The organism is Promicromonospora sp. NPDC060204 (assembly GCF_042728455.1).
Taxonomy (GTDB): Bacteria; Actinomycetota; Actinomycetes; order Actinomycetales; family Cellulomonadaceae; genus Promicromonospora.
Map to the genome: position 1 here is coordinate 1 of NZ_JBHWZO010000132.1, position 17,216 is coordinate 17,216.

General features: G+C 74.5%; 22 protein-coding genes and 1 pseudogene. 10 read left to right on the plus strand and 13 right to left on the minus strand.

Translation table 11 applies throughout. The features are described from left to right. Window positions 1–43: 43 nt before the first annotated feature. From ACFWEJ_RS16960 to ACFWEJ_RS16970, 3 genes are read right to left on the minus strand one after another with little or no spacing between them, the layout of a single operon-like run. Entirely contained in the window at window positions 44–841 is a 798-nt protein-coding gene (locus ACFWEJ_RS16960; RefSeq protein WP_377230385.1) for a hypothetical protein, read from the minus strand. A gap of 41 nt (window positions 842–882) precedes the next feature. Then, window positions 883–1,572: a PadR family transcriptional regulator gene (locus ACFWEJ_RS16965; RefSeq protein ID WP_377230386.1), complete on the minus strand. Its 690-nt coding sequence runs from the start codon at window positions 1,570–1,572 to the stop codon at window positions 883–885. Next, window positions 1,572–2,438 (minus strand): DUF4097 family beta strand repeat-containing protein, encoded by an 867-nt coding sequence (locus ACFWEJ_RS16970; RefSeq protein WP_377230387.1) that lies wholly within the window; start codon window positions 2,436–2,438, stop codon window positions 1,572–1,574. Before ACFWEJ_RS16970 ends, ACFWEJ_RS16965 begins: the two co-directional genes overlap by 1 nt. A 157-nt stretch (window positions 2,439–2,595) precedes the next feature. On the opposite strand from ACFWEJ_RS16970, the gene ACFWEJ_RS16975 reads away from it, so the two are divergent. Further along, the gene (locus tag ACFWEJ_RS16975; protein WP_156968370.1) at window positions 2,596–2,670 is read left to right on the plus strand and encodes a 50S ribosomal protein bL37; all 75 of its coding nucleotides are present in this window, start codon (window positions 2,596–2,598) and stop codon (window positions 2,668–2,670) included. Window positions 2,671–2,763: 93 nt separating this feature from the next. Here ACFWEJ_RS16975 and rsrA read toward each other — a convergent pair whose 3' ends face one another. Then, window positions 2,764–3,045 (minus strand): mycothiol system anti-sigma-R factor, encoded by a 282-nt coding sequence (gene rsrA, locus ACFWEJ_RS16980; RefSeq protein ID WP_377230388.1) that lies wholly within the window; start codon window positions 3,043–3,045, stop codon window positions 2,764–2,766. Beyond that, complete coding sequence (locus ACFWEJ_RS16985) at window positions 3,042–3,788, minus strand: sigma-70 family RNA polymerase sigma factor (protein WP_377230389.1); 747 nt, start codon at window positions 3,786–3,788, stop codon at window positions 3,042–3,044. The genes rsrA and ACFWEJ_RS16985 overlap by 4 nt, the downstream gene beginning before the upstream one ends. A 377-nt stretch (window positions 3,789–4,165) precedes the next feature. Here ACFWEJ_RS16985 and ACFWEJ_RS16990 point away from each other — a divergent pair, with 377 nt between their 5' ends. The 4 genes from ACFWEJ_RS16990 to ACFWEJ_RS17005 all read left to right on the plus strand — a co-directional run bounded on the left by ACFWEJ_RS16990 (window position 4,166) and on the right by ACFWEJ_RS17005 (window position 7,692). Continuing rightward, on the plus strand, window positions 4,166–4,639 hold the full coding sequence (locus tag ACFWEJ_RS16990; protein ID WP_377230390.1) for a DoxX family membrane protein: 474 nt from the start codon (window positions 4,166–4,168) through the stop codon (window positions 4,637–4,639). Window positions 4,640–4,727: 88 nt separating this feature from the next. After that, complete coding sequence (gene aroA, locus ACFWEJ_RS16995; protein WP_377230391.1) at window positions 4,728–6,035, plus strand: 3-phosphoshikimate 1-carboxyvinyltransferase; 1,308 nt, start codon at window positions 4,728–4,730, stop codon at window positions 6,033–6,035. Further along, on the plus strand, window positions 6,035–7,150 hold the full coding sequence (locus tag ACFWEJ_RS17000; RefSeq protein WP_377230392.1) for a ribosome small subunit-dependent GTPase A: 1,116 nt from the start codon (window positions 6,035–6,037) through the stop codon (window positions 7,148–7,150). The genes aroA and ACFWEJ_RS17000 overlap by 1 nt, the downstream gene beginning before the upstream one ends. A gap of 2 nt (window positions 7,151–7,152) precedes the next feature. Continuing rightward, on the plus strand, window positions 7,153–7,692 hold the full coding sequence (locus tag ACFWEJ_RS17005; RefSeq protein ID WP_377230393.1) for an endonuclease V: 540 nt from the start codon (window positions 7,153–7,155) through the stop codon (window positions 7,690–7,692). A 7-nt stretch (window positions 7,693–7,699) separates the two neighbouring features. On the opposite strand, the gene ACFWEJ_RS17010 is transcribed toward ACFWEJ_RS17005, so the two are convergent. After that, window positions 7,700–8,128 carry a VOC family protein gene (locus tag ACFWEJ_RS17010; protein ID WP_377230394.1) on the minus strand — a complete coding sequence of 143 codons (429 nt, stop codon included), beginning with the start codon at window positions 8,126–8,128 and terminating at the stop codon, window positions 7,700–7,702. Window positions 8,129–8,193: 65 nt separating this feature from the next. Then, complete coding sequence (locus ACFWEJ_RS17015) at window positions 8,194–8,823, minus strand: DUF6928 family protein (protein WP_377230395.1); 630 nt, start codon at window positions 8,821–8,823, stop codon at window positions 8,194–8,196. A 128-nt stretch (window positions 8,824–8,951) separates the two neighbouring features. Between ACFWEJ_RS17015 and ACFWEJ_RS17020 the strand changes: the two genes are divergently transcribed. Beyond that, window positions 8,952–9,506 (plus strand): DUF6912 family protein, encoded by a 555-nt coding sequence (locus ACFWEJ_RS17020; RefSeq protein ID WP_377230396.1) that lies wholly within the window; start codon window positions 8,952–8,954, stop codon window positions 9,504–9,506. 82 nt (window positions 9,507–9,588) lie between these two features. Here ACFWEJ_RS17020 and hisN read toward each other — a convergent pair whose 3' ends face one another. The 3 genes from hisN to ACFWEJ_RS17035 form a co-directional block, all read right to left on the minus strand. Then, window positions 9,589–10,389, minus strand: a complete 801-nt coding sequence (hisN, locus tag ACFWEJ_RS17025) for a histidinol-phosphatase (RefSeq protein WP_377230397.1) — start codon at window positions 10,387–10,389, stop codon at window positions 9,589–9,591. A 106-nt stretch (window positions 10,390–10,495) separates the two neighbouring features. Then, the gene (locus ACFWEJ_RS17030) at window positions 10,496–11,797 is read right to left on the minus strand and encodes a CpaE family protein (RefSeq protein ID WP_377230398.1); all 1,302 of its coding nucleotides are present in this window, start codon (window positions 11,795–11,797) and stop codon (window positions 10,496–10,498) included. Then, window positions 11,794–12,483, minus strand: coding sequence for a hypothetical protein (locus tag ACFWEJ_RS17035; RefSeq protein ID WP_377230399.1), 690 nt, complete (start codon window positions 12,481–12,483; stop codon window positions 11,794–11,796). The genes ACFWEJ_RS17030 and ACFWEJ_RS17035 overlap by 4 nt, the downstream gene beginning before the upstream one ends. Window positions 12,484–12,678: 195 nt before the next feature. Here ACFWEJ_RS17035 and ACFWEJ_RS17040 point away from each other — a divergent pair, with 195 nt between their 5' ends. Continuing rightward, window positions 12,679–12,897 (plus strand): AlpA family transcriptional regulator, encoded by a 219-nt coding sequence (locus ACFWEJ_RS17040; RefSeq protein WP_020016485.1) that lies wholly within the window; start codon window positions 12,679–12,681, stop codon window positions 12,895–12,897. Window positions 12,898–12,996: 99 nt separating this feature from the next. Here ACFWEJ_RS17040 and ACFWEJ_RS17045 read toward each other — a convergent pair whose 3' ends face one another. Further along, complete coding sequence (locus ACFWEJ_RS17045) at window positions 12,997–13,551, minus strand: hypothetical protein (protein ID WP_377230400.1); 555 nt, start codon at window positions 13,549–13,551, stop codon at window positions 12,997–12,999. 153 nt (window positions 13,552–13,704) lie between these two features. On the opposite strand from ACFWEJ_RS17045, the gene ACFWEJ_RS17050 reads away from it, so the two are divergent. Both ACFWEJ_RS17050 and ACFWEJ_RS17055 read left to right on the plus strand, forming a co-directional pair. Next, complete coding sequence (locus ACFWEJ_RS17050) at window positions 13,705–14,577, plus strand: LysM peptidoglycan-binding domain-containing protein (RefSeq protein WP_377230401.1); 873 nt, start codon at window positions 13,705–13,707, stop codon at window positions 14,575–14,577. 56 nt (window positions 14,578–14,633) lie between these two features. Next, window positions 14,634–15,314 (plus strand): Rv3235 family protein, encoded by a 681-nt coding sequence (locus tag ACFWEJ_RS17055; protein ID WP_377230402.1) that lies wholly within the window; start codon window positions 14,634–14,636, stop codon window positions 15,312–15,314. A 30-nt stretch (window positions 15,315–15,344) separates the two neighbouring features. Here the strand turns inward: ACFWEJ_RS17055 and ACFWEJ_RS17060 are convergent, their stop codons facing one another. Both ACFWEJ_RS17060 and ACFWEJ_RS17065 read right to left on the minus strand, forming a co-directional pair. Continuing rightward, window positions 15,345–15,983 carry a nucleoside/nucleotide kinase family protein gene (locus ACFWEJ_RS17060; RefSeq protein WP_377230403.1) on the minus strand — a complete coding sequence of 213 codons (639 nt, stop codon included), beginning with the start codon at window positions 15,981–15,983 and terminating at the stop codon, window positions 15,345–15,347. Continuing rightward, entirely contained in the window at window positions 15,974–16,858 is an 885-nt protein-coding gene (locus ACFWEJ_RS17065) for a PfkB family carbohydrate kinase (protein ID WP_377230404.1), read from the minus strand. The genes ACFWEJ_RS17060 and ACFWEJ_RS17065 overlap by 10 nt, the downstream gene beginning before the upstream one ends. Before the next feature lie 55 nt (window positions 16,859–16,913). Here ACFWEJ_RS17065 and ACFWEJ_RS17070 point away from each other — a divergent pair. Further along, a pseudogene (locus tag ACFWEJ_RS17070) lies at window positions 16,914–17,216 on the plus strand (hypothetical protein); the annotation flags it as partial.

The following is a 17,216-nucleotide window of genomic DNA, read 5'->3' on the forward strand; positions in this document are numbered from 1 at the left end:
GGGTCACCAAGGTGACCCGGGCTTCCGGCACTGCGGGGCGGCGTCAGCCGCGGGTGACCGTGGCCGTTCCCGAGACCGTGTTGGTCGAGATGTAGGCCGCGGCACCCGGCTCCGCGTGGTCGACGACGACGGTGCGCTGCGCGCTCGAGGTCGCCTGCGCCCCGTCGATCACGACCTTGCCCGTGACGCTGCGCGCGCGGAGGTTGACCGGTGCGCCGGCGTCGAGCTGGACGGCCGCCGCGCCGGAGACGGTCTTGGCGTTGACCAGCGGCGTGGTGCCGACGGCGGTGACGTCGACCGCACCGGACACGGTCTGGACCGAGACCCGGCCCAGGGCGCCCGTGAGCGACACGGCGCCGGACACGGTCGTGGCCGACGCGTCGCCCGAGTGCTCGGCGATGCTGACGGTTCCCGTGCCGGACTTGGTGGTCACGGAACCCGTGGTCCCGGTGACCGTGATGGCGCCGCCCGCGGTCTTCACGTTCACACCGGCCTGCGCGCCGGTCACCACCACCTCGGCGCCCACGGTCGCGACGTCGACCACGGACGTGGCCGGCACGGTGATCCGCACGACGGCGCTGTCCTGGTCCTTGAGGCCGCGGAACCGGTCCACGAAGCCCTCGAGGCCCGGGAAGTCGTACGCGACCCGGAGGTTGCCGTGCTCGGCGAGGACCTGCAGCGGCCGCGTCGAGACCTCGAGAACCTCCACGACGGCACCGGACGTGCGGTTCGGGTCGGCCACGATCTCAGCGCGGCCGTTCGTCAGTCGGACGGTCAGGGTCGTGGCGCCGCCGACCTCGATGGTCTGCGGTGCGGCCACGCTCCAGGACTCGGTGGTCATCGCTGTGCTCCGTTCATGGGGATGGGGGGTCACTGATCTGGTCACTGCGGGCTCGTGCGGTGTGCGCCGGGCGGTGCGCTGCTCGCGCTGTTCGGCAGGGTCCCACGGATCGCGGACCGCGCCGAGTCGAGGACGGTGCGCAGCGTCTCCACGGTCAGCGCCGACACCGTACCGGTGACGTCGGCCTCCCGCAGGTCGGCCAGCACGTCGTTGCGGAACCGCTGCAGCACCGCCTCGGCGTCGTGCCGCAGCGAGTAGGACTGCGTGCGGCGCGGGTCCGGCACGGTGTCGGGGCCCGGTCGCGGGCGGGTGCGCACCTCCTGCGCCGCGGCGGCGAGCTCGGCCCGCAGGCCGCGCATCGTGTCGCGGATGTCGGCCCGCACGTCGTCCGCGAGGCTGCGAACTGTCTCGGCGACGCTGCGCTCCAGGCGCTTGACGTCGTCGAGGCGGGCGTCGAGCTCGGCCTGGCCGGCGGGGGTGAGCTCGTACGTGCCCTTGCGCCCGGCGCCGGAGAGCCCCGGCGTGCCGGACGGTCCGGGCGCGGAACGGCGCACCAGCCCTTCCTCCTCGAGCCGGGCCAGCCGCGGGTAGATGGTCCCCGCGCTGGGGCGGTACGTGCCCCCGAAGCGCCGGGTGAGCTCGGTGATGAGCTCGTACCCGTGCCGGGGCCCGTCCATGAGCAGCACCAGGAGGTAGAGGCGCAGCTCGCCGTGGGCGAAGACCGGTGGCATCAGAGCTCCACGGGCGAGTGGTCCGCGGGGGTGGCGTCGACGGGAGCGTCCTGCGGGCCGCCGACGACGGTGACCTCGCCGGACACGCTGGTCGCCCGCAGGCGGGTGGTGCCAGCGCCGGCGGGCCCCGCATCGGTGCGTCCGACGCCGGAGAACGTGGCGCCGCCGCCGCCGGAGAACTGGGCGCCGCCCACCGTCACGCGCCCGCTGACGCTCTGCGCCGACACGGCCACCGCGCCGTCGTCCGGCACGCGCAGCAGCAGGTTCCCGGACACCGAGTTGACCTTGACCGACCGCGGCTGGGTCGCCAGGTCGATCGTCACGTCCCCGGAGACCGACGACGACACGACGTTCTCGGCGGACCCGCTCACCACGACGTCGGCGGACACGGTATTGCTCGTGATGTCGCCCACGTGGTCGCGGACCGTCACCTCGCCGGAGACGGTGTTCAGCCTGAGGTCGCCCGCCGTGCGCGAGACCAGCAGGGAGCCGGAGACGGTGGACGCGGACGCCCCCGCCGTCGTGCCCGCAAGGAGGCACTCGCCGCGGATCGTGCCCAGGCGCACCGCGGTGCCGGCAGGCACGGCGACGTGGATGTCGGCGCGCGCCTTGCCGCCGAAGTCGGCGAACCGCTTCATGAACGAGCCCCAGCCGCCCAGGCCGCTCTCGTGCTCGATGACCAGGCGGCCGTCCTCGAGGCGGACGTCCAGGGACCGGCCCTCGACGGAGTGCACCTCGACGCGGACGACGGGCTCGTCGTGGGCGACGACGTCCAGGCGGCCGTCGACGACATGGGCGTCGACGGTGGTCACGTCGCGCAGCTCGATGGTCTGCGGACCCGTGACGGTCCAGCTGTCCGTGCTCATGAGTGCCTCCGATGGTCAGGTCCTGAACGCGATATATCGCGTTGATGCGAGACACGATATATCGCGTTGCTCGACCTGACAACCCCGTGCGGCCTGACAACCCCCGGATCTGTGGGACCATTGAGCCATTCAGTCCGTCACCTGTCAGGAGACACCCATGAGCAAGCGCGGTCGCAAGCGCCGTAGCCGCAAGGGCTCGGCCGCCAACCACGGCAAGCGTCCCAACGCCTGAGGCCTGAGCCTGAGCCGTTGTTGAGGCGAACAGCCTGAGCATGCGAAAGGGCCGGCACCCCCGCGGGGTACCGGCCCTTCGTCATGCCCGGTGTCAGGCGGTCTCGACGACCGTCATCACCGTCAGTTGCTCATGGATCCGAATGCGCAGCGTGTCCGGCGCGCGCTCGCTGCACGACCGCTTCACGAGCTGCTTCACCAGGTCCTCGACGCTCAGCTCCGCCAGGCACGGCGAGCAGTGGGCGACGTGGGCGCGCATGCGCTGCTCGTCGTCCGGCGTCATCTCGGAGTCCAGGTACTCGTACAGGTGCGTCAGTGCGTGCTCGCACTCGGACTCCCCCGCCGTGTCGTGCGGGACGGGTTCGATGTTGTTCACTGCGCACCTCCGGGCGCCTGGCTGACGAGTCCTCGCTGTGCGGCGTAGTCGGCGAGGAGCTCACGCAGCTGCCGGCGTCCGCGGTGCAGGCGGGACATGACGGTCCCGATGGGCGTCCCCATGATCTCCGCGATCTCCTTGTAGGGGAAGCCCTCGACGTCGGCGTAGTACACGACCATCCGACGGTCCTCCGGGAGCTCGGCGAGCGCCCGCTTCACATCGCTGTCCGGCAGCCGGTCCAGCGCCTCGGCCTCGGCCGAGCGCAGGCCGCGCGACGTGTGCGACGCCGCGCGCGCGATCTGCCAGTCCTCGACGTCCTCCGCCTGGGACTGCTGCGGCTCGCGCTGCTTCTTGCGGTAGCTGTTGATGAACGTGTTCGTGAGGATCCGGTACAGCCAGGCCTTCAGGTTGGTGCCCGGCCGGTACTGGTGGAACGCCGCGAACGCCTTGGCGAACGTCTCCTGGACCAGGTCCTCCGCGTCCGCGGGGTTGCGCGTCATGCGCAGCGCCGCGGAGTAGAGCTGGTCGAGGTACTGCAGGGCGTCCCGCTCGAACCGCGCGGCGCGGGCCGTCGCGTCCTCCTCCTGGGGGGACCGCTCGGTGCCCTCGTCGTCGGTGTCGGAGTCGACATCCGTGGTCCCGACGACGGCCTCGCTCGCGGTCTCGCCGGGGCGCGCCTCGACGTCGGCGCTGCCGGCCTCGGCGCCTGTGCCCTGGTTCTGCTCACGGGAAGTGTCAGTCATCGCCCTTGAGCCTAGCCGCGTCGGCCAGCCGGTGTTGGCCGGAAGGGCGCCGAAAGCGCTCGGGACGCTGCCGGACAGGACGTCCGCCGTGGCCTTCGCCGAGTCCGTGCCGGCGTCCAGAAGGTGCGTCGGGACTGCTCCGAACATCAGGGGAGCGCTCGGCGCGACCGCCGCCGGACCTGCCGTCGCACCGGGCAGGCCGCTCGTCTCCGGGCTGGTTGTTGCGTTTGTCACCGTGCCGATCACCGTCTCGTTCACCGCATCCTTCTCGAGGCATTGCTCCACGTCCGCTTCAACCCCGCTCCCCGGCGTCGAATTCCCGGCGGCTCGCGGGGCATCCTGCTGCGTCTGCCGCCCGCATCTGCCAAGGTGGAGCCATGCTGCTTCGACACATCGCGCGACCGCTGCTGGCCTCCTCGTTCATCTACGACGGCGTGCAGGCTGCCCGGAAGCCGAGCGAGCACGTGGCCGCAGCCCGCACGGGATCGGCCCTGGCGACCAAGGCACTCGGTGCCGAGCCGCTCAGCGAGAAGCAGGTCGCCACGCTCGTGCGCGCGCACGGGATCGCGACCGCCACGGCGGGCACGCTGCTCGCGCTGGGCAAGGCGCCGCGCGCCTCCGCCCTCGCCCTCGCGCTGCTGACGCTGCCGCTCGCCGTCGTGAACCAGCCCTTCACCGCGCCCAAGGCGGAGCGACCCGCCCGTGCCGACCGGTTCCTGCACAACCTCGCCTCGGTCGGCGCCGCCCTCATCGCGGGTGCGGACCTGGAGGGCCGGCCGGGCATGTCGTGGCGCGTCCAGCAGGCGCGCGCGGCGCGCGCGGAGGCGAAGGCCGCTGCCGCCGAGGCGTGACCGCCGTGTCAGACGGGCAGGTCACCCGGGTGACCTCTGGGTCTGACACGAGCCGCCGCGCGGGTCCGCTCCGCGATAATCTCGGCACATGACTTCTTCGACCACCGCGCCCGCACCGACATGGGAGGCGCCGCTCGCCGGCGCACCGCTGGACGCGACGGTCGAGGTACCTGGCAGCAAGTCGCTGACAAACCGGCTCCTGGTGCTCGCCGCCCTCGCGGACTCCCCCGGCACCCTGCGCGGCGCCCTGCGCAGCCGGGACGCGGACCTGATGATCGGCGCCCTGCGCGCCCTCGGCGCGCGGATCGAGGAGGGCGACCAGCCCAGCACCCTGCACATCACGCCGGGGCCGGTCACCGGCGGCACGGAGGTCGACACCGGGCTCGCCGGCACGGTGATGCGGTTCCTGCCGCCGTTCGCGGCCCTCGCCGACGGCCCGGTCCGGTTCGACGGCGACCCCGAGGCCCGCGTGCGGCCGATGCTGCCGGTGCTCGCCGCGCTGCGCGCCCTCGGCGTCACGGTGCACGACCCGGAGCACCCGGGCGAGCTGCCGAGCTTCCTCCCCTTCACCGTCGAGGGCCGCGGCAGCGTGCCTGGCGGTTCCGTGGACGTCGACGCGTCGGGGTCCTCGCAGTTCGTGTCCGGCCTGCTCCTCGCCGCAGCGCGCTTCGAGCGCGGCCTGACGCTGCGGCACATCGGCGCCACGCTCCCGAGCCTGCCCCACATCGAGATGACGGTCGCCACGCTGCGCGACGTCGGTGTCGAGGTCGACGACTCGCGGGACGGCATCTGGAGCGTGCGGCCCGGCCCCATCACCGGCCGCGACGTGCGCGTCGAGCCCGACCTCTCCAACGCGGCTCCGTTCCTCGCGTCCGCCCTCGTGGCGGGCGGGACGGTCCGGGTCCCCGGCTGGCCCACGCTGACCACCCAGCCGGGCGCGATGGTGCCCGAGCTGCTGGAGCGCATGGGCGGCACGTACACCCTGGCCGACGGCGTCCTGTCCGTCACCGGCACCGGCGAGGTCCACGGGATCGACGTGGACCTGCACGCCGGCGGCGAGCTCGCGCCGACGTTCGCCGCGCTGGCAGCGCTGGCCGACTCCCCCTCGCGGCTGCGCGGCATCGCGCACCTGCGCGGCCACGAGACCGATCGGCTGGCCGCGCTGGCCCGCGAGATCACGCGGCTCGGCGGGCAGGCGGAGGAGACCCGCGACGGCCTGGTCATCACGCCGCGGCCGCTGCGCGCCGACGTCGTCCGCACGTACGCCGACCACCGCATGGCCACCTCGGCCGCGCTGCTCGGCCTGCGCGTACCCGGGGTGCTGGTCGAGAACGTCGGCACCACGGCCAAGACCCTGCCCGACTTCACGGGCATGTGGCTGGGCATGCTGGGCTGATGGGCCGCCGAGACATCCGCGACGAGTCGGACTTCAAGTCCCGCCCGTCCAAGCGCGGGTCCCGCCCCCGGACCAAGCAGCGGCCTGAGCACTCGGACGCCGTGACCGGTCTGGTCACCGGCGTGGACCGGGGGCGGTACACGCTGCTGGTCGACGATGACCTGACGGTCACCGCGATGAAGGCGCGCGAGCTCACCCGCACGCGGGTCGTCGTCGGCGACCGGGTCGACATCGTGGGCGACACCTCCGGCGGGGACGGGTCGCTCGCCCGGATCGTGCGGATCCAGGAGCGCACCTCCACGCTCCGCCGCACGGCGGACGACACCGACCCCTACGAGCGGATCGTCGTGGCCAACGCGGACCAGCTCGTCATCGTCACGGCCCTGGCCCAGCCGGAGCCGCGTACCGGCATGATCGACCGCTGCGTCGTTGCCGCGTACGACGCCGGGATGTCGGTGCTCCTGTGCCTGACGAAGGCCGACCTCGCCTCCCCCGACCATCTCCGCGCGCTGTACGAGCCGCTCGGGGTCCAGGTGGTGGTGACGCAGCGCGCGCCGTCGGGCGACGACGGCGCCGTGGTGCTCACTCCCGGGTCCGTCGAGGAGGTGCGCGACCGGCTGCGCGGCCTGTCGTCGGTGCTGGTGGGGCACTCGGGCGTCGGCAAGTCCACCCTGATCAACGCGCTGGTGCCCGCGGCGAAGCGGGCCACCGGCGTGGTCAACGACGTGACGGGGCGCGGCCGGCACACCTCGACGTCGGCGGTCGCGCTGCGGCTCCCGGTCGGGGGCACGGACGCCGAGCCCGAGGACGACGGCGCGCCCGACCAGGGCGGCGCGGAGCCCGGCGAGGCCTTCGACGGCTGGGTGATCGACACCCCGGGTGTGCGCTCGTTCGGCCTGGCGCACGTCGAGGTGGCGCACCTGCTGCACGCCTTCGAGGACCTCGACGAGGTGGCGCAGGAGTGCCCCCGAGGCTGCACGCACCTCGCGGACGCGCCCGACTGCGCCCTCGACGACTGGATCGAGGCCTCCCCCGAGACCGAGCGTCCGGCGCGCGAGGCCCGGCTCGCCTCGTTCCGCCGCCTGCTCTCGTCCCGGACGGGCTCGGACGCCTGACCATGACCGACACCACCCCGCGCTACGGCGCGGTGGACGTGCAGTACCTGGACGACGGCGGGGCGCGCGCCGCGCTGGTCGTCGCCGAGGACCCGGCGTTCGCGACTCTGGTCGAGGAGCGCACCGTGCTGGTCGAACAGGTCGCGGAGTACCGGCCGGGGCGGTTCTACGAGCGCGAGCTGCCGCCGCTCCGCCAGGTGCTGGCCGGCGTGGCACCCCTGGACCTGCTGATCGTGGACGGCTACGTGGACCTCGACCCGGCCGGCAGCCCGGGGCTGGGGGCCCACGTGGCCGACGCCGGGCTGGCCCCCGTGGTGCTCGGCGTCGCCAAGACCCGGTTCCACGCCGCGTCGCACGCCGCCGAGGTGCTGCGCGGGCAGTCCGCCAAACCCTTGTACGTCACGGCGTCGGGGATGCCGCTCGACGCGGCGGCCGAACTGGTCCGCGAGATGGCCAGCGACGCACGGTTCCCCGACGCGCTGCGCCGCGTGGACCGGCTGGCCCGGGGCGGGGACCCGGCGCAGCCGGCGCTTCAGCACTGACGACGCGTCAGGGCTGGAGGAACATCCAGCGGTGCCCCTCCAGGTCCTCCGCCCGGTACGACCGGCCGTACGGCGCCTCCTCGATCTTCGAGAGCACGCCCGCGCCCGCCGCCTGGGCGTGGGCGAGATGGGCCTCGACGTCGTCCACGTGGACCAGCACGCCGTCGATCACCCAGGGTGTCGACAGCCACGCGTCCGCGGCCCGGCAGTGCTTGCGATGCTCGGCCGGGCCCTCGTAGGACGCGAGCTCGGAGAGCATCACGCGACCGCCGCCGGCGTCGAGCTCGCCGTGGGAGAGGTGTCCGTCGTCGTCCAGCCAGCGTTCCGCCTCGGTGAAGCCGAAGGCATCGATGAGCCAGTCCATGGCGGACACGCCGTCCTGGTAGGACAGCATGGGGACCACCCCGGTCGGACGGGCAGTGGTGGGTTCGGGCATGACGACCTCCTCGCTCTCGAACAAATGTACGAGTGTTTCGGAGATCTGTCGAGCGCTCGGCCCGGTTACACCACCTGGAAGCCGAACAGCTCCACGGCCCACGGGTCCAGGCGGCCGGCGGACGGGCCGCCGTCGTCGGCCCCCTCCATGTTGAAGCCGAAGAACTCGCTCAGGGCGTGCTCCCCCAGCTCCAGCGGGTGGAACGGGAGCGCGTAGTCGCCCCCGGCCGGGTGCTCGCCCGCCCAGAACGGCTGCTCGAAGGCGAGCCGTTCGCCCGTGTCCTCCAGCACGCCGTCGTCCGGCGAGAGGCTGAGCGAGCGCACGAGCACGCCGTCCCGCCACACCGCGAAGGCGAACCAGTCCACGACGCTGTGCATCGCGTGCAGGTACAGGGTGCGGCCCATGCTCGCGTCGACCAGGTGGGCGGGCAGCTGCGAGGGCCGGTCGAGCATGAGGGCCTGGTCGCACAGGACGTCCACCTCGGGCGTGGACAGCGCGCAGGCGCGCCCCTCGGGCGGGAACACCGCGTCCCCGAGGTCCCAGGGCTCCTCGCCGTCCGGCCGGATCCGGGCCGGCGGCCACAGCAGGCCGAGCAGCTCGGCGGCGCTCGCCTCGTCGGCGAAGTCCGCCGCACCCGTCAGGCCTGTCGCCACGTCTCCGTCCGCGTACACCAGCATCGCGGTCTTGGCACCCATCTCGTCTCCTGCCCTCGGCTGCTACCACTACCCGCGGCGTCCCGCCCCGACGCCGGACACGAGAGTACGGGGACTGGGTGACACCGCCACTCCACTCGCGTGGGCTCGACACACGGCAGACTGAGCACATGCGCATCTACGTGCCCGCCACGCTCGACGAGCTCGACGCCGTCTCCCACTCCTCCGCCGCCGCCCGCTGGACGGTCGCGCCCCGCCGGGCCCACGCCGTGACCAAGGAGCTCGAGGCCGCCCTGCCGGACGAGGACGCCGAGGGCCTGGAGTACGTCGCCGCGCTCAACGCCGCCGACGACTCGCTGGCGCTGATCGCCGGCCGCACCGACGCCCCGCACCAGCGCGTGATCATCACGGTCGAGGTCCCGGACGCGTCCGTCGGCCCCGTCGTGGCCGGCGGCACGGACGACGACGAGCCCGTCGCCTCCGAGGTCCAGGTGACCAGCACGGTCGAGCAGGTGGCGATCGTCTGCGTGCACGTCGACGAGCCGGAGGCCGCCGCCGACATCGCGGACGTGCTCGCCGCCGCCGACGAGGAGAGCGACGCCGAGACCACGGCCGAGGTGGGCGAGGAGTCCGACTCCGCGCTGGACGAGGCGCTGCAGCGCGTCACGGACCGCGACCTGCTCTGGTACGACTGGAGCGAGATCAAGGACGTCCCGCGCGGCTGACCCGGCCGCGGCCGGCGGTGCGGGCGGCGGCCGGCGGTGCGGGCGGCGGCCGGCGGTGCGGGCGGCGGCCCGGGGCCGGCCGTCAGCCCAGGAAGTCGAGCGCTTCCTTGTGCAGCTTGCCGTTCGTCGCCACCGCGTTCCCGCCCCACGGGCCGGGCCTGCCGTCGAGCGAGGTGAAGGTGCCGCCCGCCTCGGTGACGATCGGCACGAGCGCCGCCATGTCGTAGACCTCGAGCTCGGGCTCCGCCGCGATGTCGACGGCGCCGTCGGCCACCAGCATGTACGACCAGAAGTCGCCGTACCCGCGGGTGCGCGCGCACGCCCGGGTCAGGTCGAGGAACCCGTCCAGCTTGCCGCGCTCCTCCCAGCCGCCGAGGGACGCGTAGCTGAACGACGCGTCGGCGACGCGCGAGATGCCGGAGACCGACATCCGCGACGCGGACGCCATCGACTTCCCGGTCCACGCGCCCGAGCCCTTGGCCGCCCACCAGCGCCGGCCCAGGGCGGGCGCGCTGACCAGGCCCACCACGACCTCGTCGCCGTCGGCGAGCGCGATGAGCGTGGCCCACACGGGGACGCCGCGCACGAAGTTCTTGGTGCCGTCGATCGGGTCGACGATCCAGCGCCGCGCGCCGCTGCCCGCGGAGCCGTACTCCTCGCCGACGATGGCGTCGCGCGTGCGCGCGCGGGCGAGCTGGCCCCGGATGAAGTCCTCGGCCGCGCGGTCGGCGTCGGACACGGGCGTCAGGTCCGGCTTGGTCTCCACCTTGAGGTCGAGCGCCCGGAATCGGGACATGGTGATGGAATCGACCTGGTCGGCGATCACTTGCGCCAGACGCAGGTCGTCGGCGTAGTTGTCCTTCGTCACGGCGGCCACGGGCACAACCTAGCGCCGGTTGCCAGGTTTCCGTCGCCGAGCCGCGCCGGACGGGCGGATTGTTACGCGCGATGTGCCTCGCACGGGGGCACCGAGCCGCCCGGGTCGCCCCTCAGACCGCTGCGGGCACGAGGTCCCGGACCCGCGTCGCCAGGCCCTCGAACGCGGCTCGCGCGGGCGATCCCGGCGCGCACTCGGCCAGCACCCGGCCCGCCAGCAGCGCGGCGTCGAGCCCGGCCGGGTCGTCCGGCACGAGGTGCGCGTCGCCCACTCCCCCGTAGCGCGCGAGGGCGTCGCGCACCTGGGCCTCGGCCCGGCGCCCGACGGCGGAGGCCCGCACCCGGTTCACGACCACCACGCGTGCCGCCGGGACGGGTACCGCGGCGTCCCGCAGGTCCTCCAGGCCCCGCACCAGCCGCTGCAGCCCCACGGGGTCGGCGCTGCCGACCACCACGACGACGTCCGCGGCCTGGAGCGCGCTCAGGGTCGCGCCGTTGCGCTGCGGGGCGCGCGTGTCGTACATGAGCAGCTCGTCGGCCTCGAGCACCGGCCCGCAGTCGACCACCGTCCAGGCCGCGAGCTCGCGGCAGGCCTGGAACACCACGTCGAGCGAGCTGGCGGGCAGCTCGGGCCAGCGGGACGCCCGGGTGATACCGGTCAGGACGCGCACCCCCGGCAGCACCACCGGGGCGTGCCCGGCCAGCGTGCGCGCGTCGAGCAGCCCCTGGCCGGCCGCGCGGGCGGCGGCGGCCAGGCCGGGCGCGTCGTCGAGCAGGCCGAGACGGGAGGTCACCGAGGAGGCGTAGGTGTCGGCGTCGGCCAGCACGACGGTGCTCGCACCGAGCGCCGGGGACGCCGGGCGCGGCCGGCGCAGCAGGCCGGCGCGGCGCGGCGCGGTGGCGCCCACCCCGGCGAGGGCGGCGGCGAGCTCGATGGCGGTGGTGGTGCGGCCGGGCGAGCCGGCCGGACCCCAGACGGCGACGAGCGTGCCGGGCCGGGTCCCGTCGTCGGGCACGGCCACCGGGCCGGCGGGTGTGACCGCACCGTCGTCGTGGGCCGAGCCGTCGCCGCGGACCGCGGCGACGAGGTTCTCCGCGTCCCCGCCCGCGACCACCACGTCGCAGCCCAGGCCCGCGAGCCGGGCGGCGGGCGTGGCCGGGTCCTCGACCACGACGACGCGCAGGCCCGCGGCCCGCAGTCGCGCCACCGCGTCCCGGTCCAGGCCCGGCAGGTCCCCGGAGACGACGGCGGCCGTGCCGGCGCCCGCCTCGGCCGCGGCCAGGAGCTCGGCGAGCTCCGCGCACCGCCGGGAGACGGTCGTCCGCGGCTGCGCGCCGAGCACGGTCACCACCGCCGCCTCCTCCTCGGGCGCCTGCACCGCGACCAGGACGGTGACCGTCCGCTCCTCGCTCACCGGACGCCGCCCGCCACGGGCACGACGGCGACGGTGCCGTTGTCGGAGAGCGCCGCCAGCACGGTCGGCAGGGCGTCCTCCGGGACCAGCACGTGCAGCGTCACCGTGCCGTCCACGACGATCGCGCCGTCCTGCGCGTCCACCTGCTCGACCACCACGTCCTCCGCCAGCGTGACCGGCTCCGGCCGGGCCGCGCCCGTCTCGGGCGAGACGGGCGCGTCGGGGACGAACCACAGGTCCACCACGACGCCGGCCCGGATCCGGTCGGACAACCCCGAGGCCACGGGGACGGCGACCGAGCGGACGGCGGCGTCCGCGCCGAGGGCCGTCAGCGGCACCAGCTCGCCGTCGTCCACCACGCGGAGCACCACCAGGTCCGCCGGCAACGGCTCGGCGGCGGACAGGTAGCGGCCCGTCCCCGACCCGAGCCGGACGTCGACCGTGCGGAGCGAGTCGACGGTCAGGGGCGCACCGGGCGTGAGGGCGCCGTCGGCCACGAAGACCGGGACGGTGCGGCTCGCCGCCGAGACCACCCAGGAGCCGCAGGCCACGGACAGCGCGACGATGACGAGCCCGGTCACGAGCCGCGGGTCGCGCCAGCCAGGCCTGCGCAGCCTGGTCGCGACCGGCTCGGGGAGGCCCTGGTCCCGGACTGCGGGCGCCGGGGCGGCCGGGGCATACGTCATCTCGGTCCTTCCGCGTACTTTGGTGGACTTTGGGTAGGGCGTCGAGTACAAGTTGAACCCCGAACCCGCGTGGAATGACGCACAGCCTGGGCAGAGCGCCGGAACCATAGTGATCGAACGCCGCCGATCCGGCATCAGATAAACACTTCTTGTGGATAACCCCCTCATGTCGGTGTCTCGTGCCACACTGTTCCCATGGAAAAGCGCTTTCTCTCTCTGGCGGATGTGGTCGAGACCCTCAACATCTCGATGGCCCAGGGCTACGCACTCGTTCGCACCGGCGACCTTCCCGCCATCCAGGTGGGGCCCAAGAAGGTCTGGCGTGTCGAGGCAGCCGAGCTCGAGTCGTACATCGAGCGTATGTACGCAAAGAGCCGTGAGCGGCTCAAGGGATCTGCGGCCGCTGACGGCTGAGCAGACGGCTGAAAAGCCGCGTCGTACACCGACGGGACCGGCACACTCCATACGGGGTGAGACCGGTCCCGCTGTCCATTTCCGGGCATTCCAGTCGGTTTAGGGTGCCTCGCTCACGATCAGCAGAGCGCTGAAGGGAACCAGCCGGGTTCCGCGACCGTCGAGCAGGTCGACGTCCAGGTGGTCCTGGCCGACGCGCGCGATCCGCCCCGCCCACACCCCGCTCAGGGTGCGCACGGCGACCCGGGCCCGGTCGCGCTGCAGGCTGCGCAGCACCGGCCCCAGCCCGTGGGAGTCCCGCCGCGACGTCGCGGACGTCGCCTGACGGGCCAGCCCGTGCACCGCCGCCACCGCGGCCAGCGGCACGAGGTGCTGGCTCACGGGTTCCGGGCGGAGACCCTGGAGCAGCACCCACTCGTCCGCCGCCTCCAGCAGGACGCCGCGCAACGGTGCGCCGTCGAGCAGCTCGACCGCCACCACCGCGCCGACTACGGCACGGAACCTGTCGGCGAGCGTCATCGTCGCGTGCTCGGCGCGCGTCAGCTCGGACACGAGCGCGTCGGTCTCCGCCACCACCTGTGCGCGCGCCTGCGCCTCGAGATCGCTGAAGAGCGCCTCCCAGCGCGTGGGGCCGGCCGGGCGCACGGATGTCATGGAGACACCCTGCGCCATCCACAGGTATCTCGCCCTCCGGTGGACACCCTCCTGACACCCCTGTTGAATAACCATCGCCGGACGACATCAACCGACATCACCGATGCCGTGCGGACGCGTAATGTCTGGAATCGAACCGCAGCAGGGGGAACCATGTTGACGCACGCCCTAGAGCACGCACCGGCTGCCGACCGCCACGACGACGGCCGGGGGCCGTCGCATGCGGGCCGCCCGTCCGCCGACTCCCCGGCCCCGGACTCGTCCCCGGCCTCGGACGCGGCGACCGGAGGCACCTGGAGAGGGCTCCTCGGACTGCTCACCATCGCGACGGCGCTCGTCGCGGCGTGCGGTGTGCTCGGTATCCGCACGTGGCAGGTGGGGTCCGGCCTCGGCGCTGCGCTGTTCCCGGTGGAGGACGTCGTCGAGCTTGCGGCGGTCGCCGTCGGCACCGCGGTGGCCGGCTGGACAGGCGTGCACGCGCTGCTCGCGCTGGCTTGCGTCCTCGCGGACCGCCGCGGCAGGCGCTGGGCGGCGGCCGAACGCACCGTGGCCCGGCACGCCCCGGCCGTGGTGCGGCGCGTGGCCCGGGTCGCCGCGGGCGCCGGGCTCGGCCTGGCGCTCACCGCGCCGACCGCGATGGCCCTGCCCACCGGCGGCGTCCCGGCCGCGGACGAGGGGCCGGCGGTCGTGCTCGACCTCGGCTGGCGGCCCACGAGCACGGTGGACGGGGAACCGACGGGCCGCCCGGACCGGCCGGCGGCCTCGGACGCGGGGTCGACGCCAGGACGGGGGTCCGAGCAGGCCTCGCTCGTTGATCGGGGCCGGCACACGGGAGCGGGCCGGGAACCGGTGGTGGTCGAGGCAGGCGACACCCTGTGGGCGATCGCCGCCGACGGGCTCGCTGGGGACGGGCCGTCCGACGCCGAGGTCGCCGACGCCGTCGTCCGGTGGCACGACGCCAACCGCCAGGTGCTGGGCTCCGACCCGGACCTGATCCGGCCGGGCACGGTGCTGCACCAGCCCTGAAGTCATCCGACCCACCGCACCGCCCGCACCCGCATCCGCGTCCCCAGGAGATCCGTATGACCACGCTCGACAGCCCACCCGAGGCAGCACCGGCACCTCCTCGACCCGGCCCGGCCACGCCGGCCCCGGCCCCCGCTGCGGATCGCCTGACCGGACCGGCCGCGCCGTCCCGCACCCGCCGCACCACCCCGCGCGCGGCCGCCGGGTCGACGGCGCCGCCCGCCCAGCTACCCGCCCAGCGGCCCGCCGTGCCGCCGGCCGGACCGGTCACCGGGCCCGGCATCGGCCGGCGGCTGCGCCGCATGCGGATCGGCGGCACGCCGTACCCCGAGCTGCAGAACGCGGCGGCGGCGCTGGAGGCGCTGTCGGGACGGCCGGTGCCCGAGCCGGACCCCACCCTGCCCGACCCCACCGCGCAGGTCTGCCGCGTGGTCCGCGCCGCGGTCGAGGTGCTGCGCGGTGAGCGGCCCGCCGCCCAGCTCGCCCGCTGGGTGACGCCGCAGGTCTACGACCAGCTGCTGGAGCGCGGCCGGCTCATGCGGGAGGCCCGGCAGGTACGGCCGCCGCGGCCCAAGGCGCACCCGGCAGCGGTGCGGCGCGTGCGGCTGGTCCGGCTGGGCGCCACGTCCGCGGAGGCGACGGTGATCCTGCACGACGAGGGGCGGGTGCGCGCCGCGGCGGTGCGGCTGGAGGCGCGGCGCGGGGTGTGGCGCGTCGCGGTCCTCGAGATCGGCTGAGCGGGTGGGGCGGACAGCCGTGACGTCAGGCTAGATCCAGTCCACGACGAGGTCCGCGGTGTCCCGGGTGGTGGCGATGAAGTCCGCGTTGTGCTGGTCGGAGCCACGGGCCCACGCCTCGGCGTCGGGCAGGGGCTTGCCGAACGCGTGGTGGCGCGCGACGAGGCGCCGCAACCGCTCGGCGTCGGGCAGGTCGACGTACCAGACCTCCGCCATGCGGGCGCGTGCGGCGGGCCAGGCGCCGTCGGCCGCGAGGAGGTAGTTGCCCTCCGTGATCACCAGGGGCTCGTCGGCGACGACGGTGCCCGCCGCCACGGGCTCCTCGATCTCGCGGCGGAACTCCGGCGCGAAGACCTGCGGGCTACCCGGCCGACGGCCGGCGATCCGGTCGATCAGCGCGGCGTAGCCGGCGTCGTCGAAGGTGTCGATCGCGCCCTTGCGCGCGCGGCTGCCGCGGGCCTCCAGCACGGCGTTGGACAGGTGGAACCCGTCCATCCCGACCACCACGGCGGTGCCGGGCGCCAGCCCGTCGGCGAGGGCGGCGGCCAGGGTCGACTTCCCCGCGCCGGGCGGGCCGGTGATGCCGAGCACCCGCGCCTCGCCCGCACGGACGGCGTCGGCGGCGAGCCGCGCCGCGCGCTCGACGAGCTCGGCGGTGGTCAGGCGCACGCCGCGTACTCCAGCCAGGACCGGGGACCGACGTGCTGCACGCGGATGGACGCCACCCGGATCGCCTCCTGGACCGCGGACTCCAGCCCGGCGCCCTGGGCGAGCGCCACGCACAGGGCGCCGTGGAACGCGTCGCCCGCGCCGAGGGTGTCGCGCACCGAGACGCTCGGCACGTAGGTGGATCCGTCCCGGCCGTCCTTGTCGCACCAGGTCACGGGGGCGGATCCGTGCGTGGTGACGACGGCCCGGGAGGTTGCGGCGCCGTCCGGCGGGCGGAAGTCCGCGGACCGGGCGGCGACGTCGGCCGCGCCGAGGAGGTCAGCGAAGACAGGGCGCCAGCGGCCGGCGTCGAGCACGATCAGGGGGCGGGGTTCGAGGGCGAGGGCGTACGCGAGCACGCTCCGCGCCAGGTCGGGGTGGTGCCCGTCGAGCAGGACGACGTCGGGCCGCGGCAGGGCGTCGAGCTCCGCGCACGTCACGTCGAGGCCGTTGGTGAGGGTGGCGTCCGGCGAGACGACCGACCGGTCGCCGGTGACGTCGTCGACCAGCACGGCCGACACGGCGATGGGGATCTCCCGGCCGCCTGCCGTGTCGTGGATCTCGACCCCGTGGTGCTCCAGGTCGCCCCGGGCAGCCGAACCCACCGGTCCGGTGCCCATCGCGCTGATCAGGAGCGCACGCGCCCCGAGCGTCGCCGCGATGACCGCGGCGTTCGCCGCGGGGCCACCCGCGGACACGTCCTGGCGCACGGCGGTGATCTTCTCGTCAGGCCCCGGCCGGACGGCGCTGCGGTGGATCACATCGAGCGTCGTGAGACCTGCAAACCAGCAGGTCACCGGGGGTTTTTGCGGAGATTCGGCTGCGGTGTCGCGCATGGGGCAGAGGCTACCTTTGAAACTAGGTGTCAGAGACCGGGCGTACTGTCCGAACATGACGACGACGGAGCCGACCATACCGCCGACGCCGCCTCCTGTGGGGTGGCGCGACCTCCTCCTGGACCAGCTGTCGTTCTACTGGGACTTCCACCTGTGGCCCCGCCTGGAGGGGCTCACCGACACCGAGTACCTGTGGGAGCCCGCGTCGCCGGCGTGGAGCGTGCGCGCCGGGGCCGACGGGGTGCCCCGGCTCGAGCAGGAGGTGCCCGAGCCGGAGGTCCCGCCGGTGACCACGATCGCCTGGCGCATGGTGCACGTCGGCCGCGACGTCTTCGGGCGGCGCGCCCGGGCCCTGTTC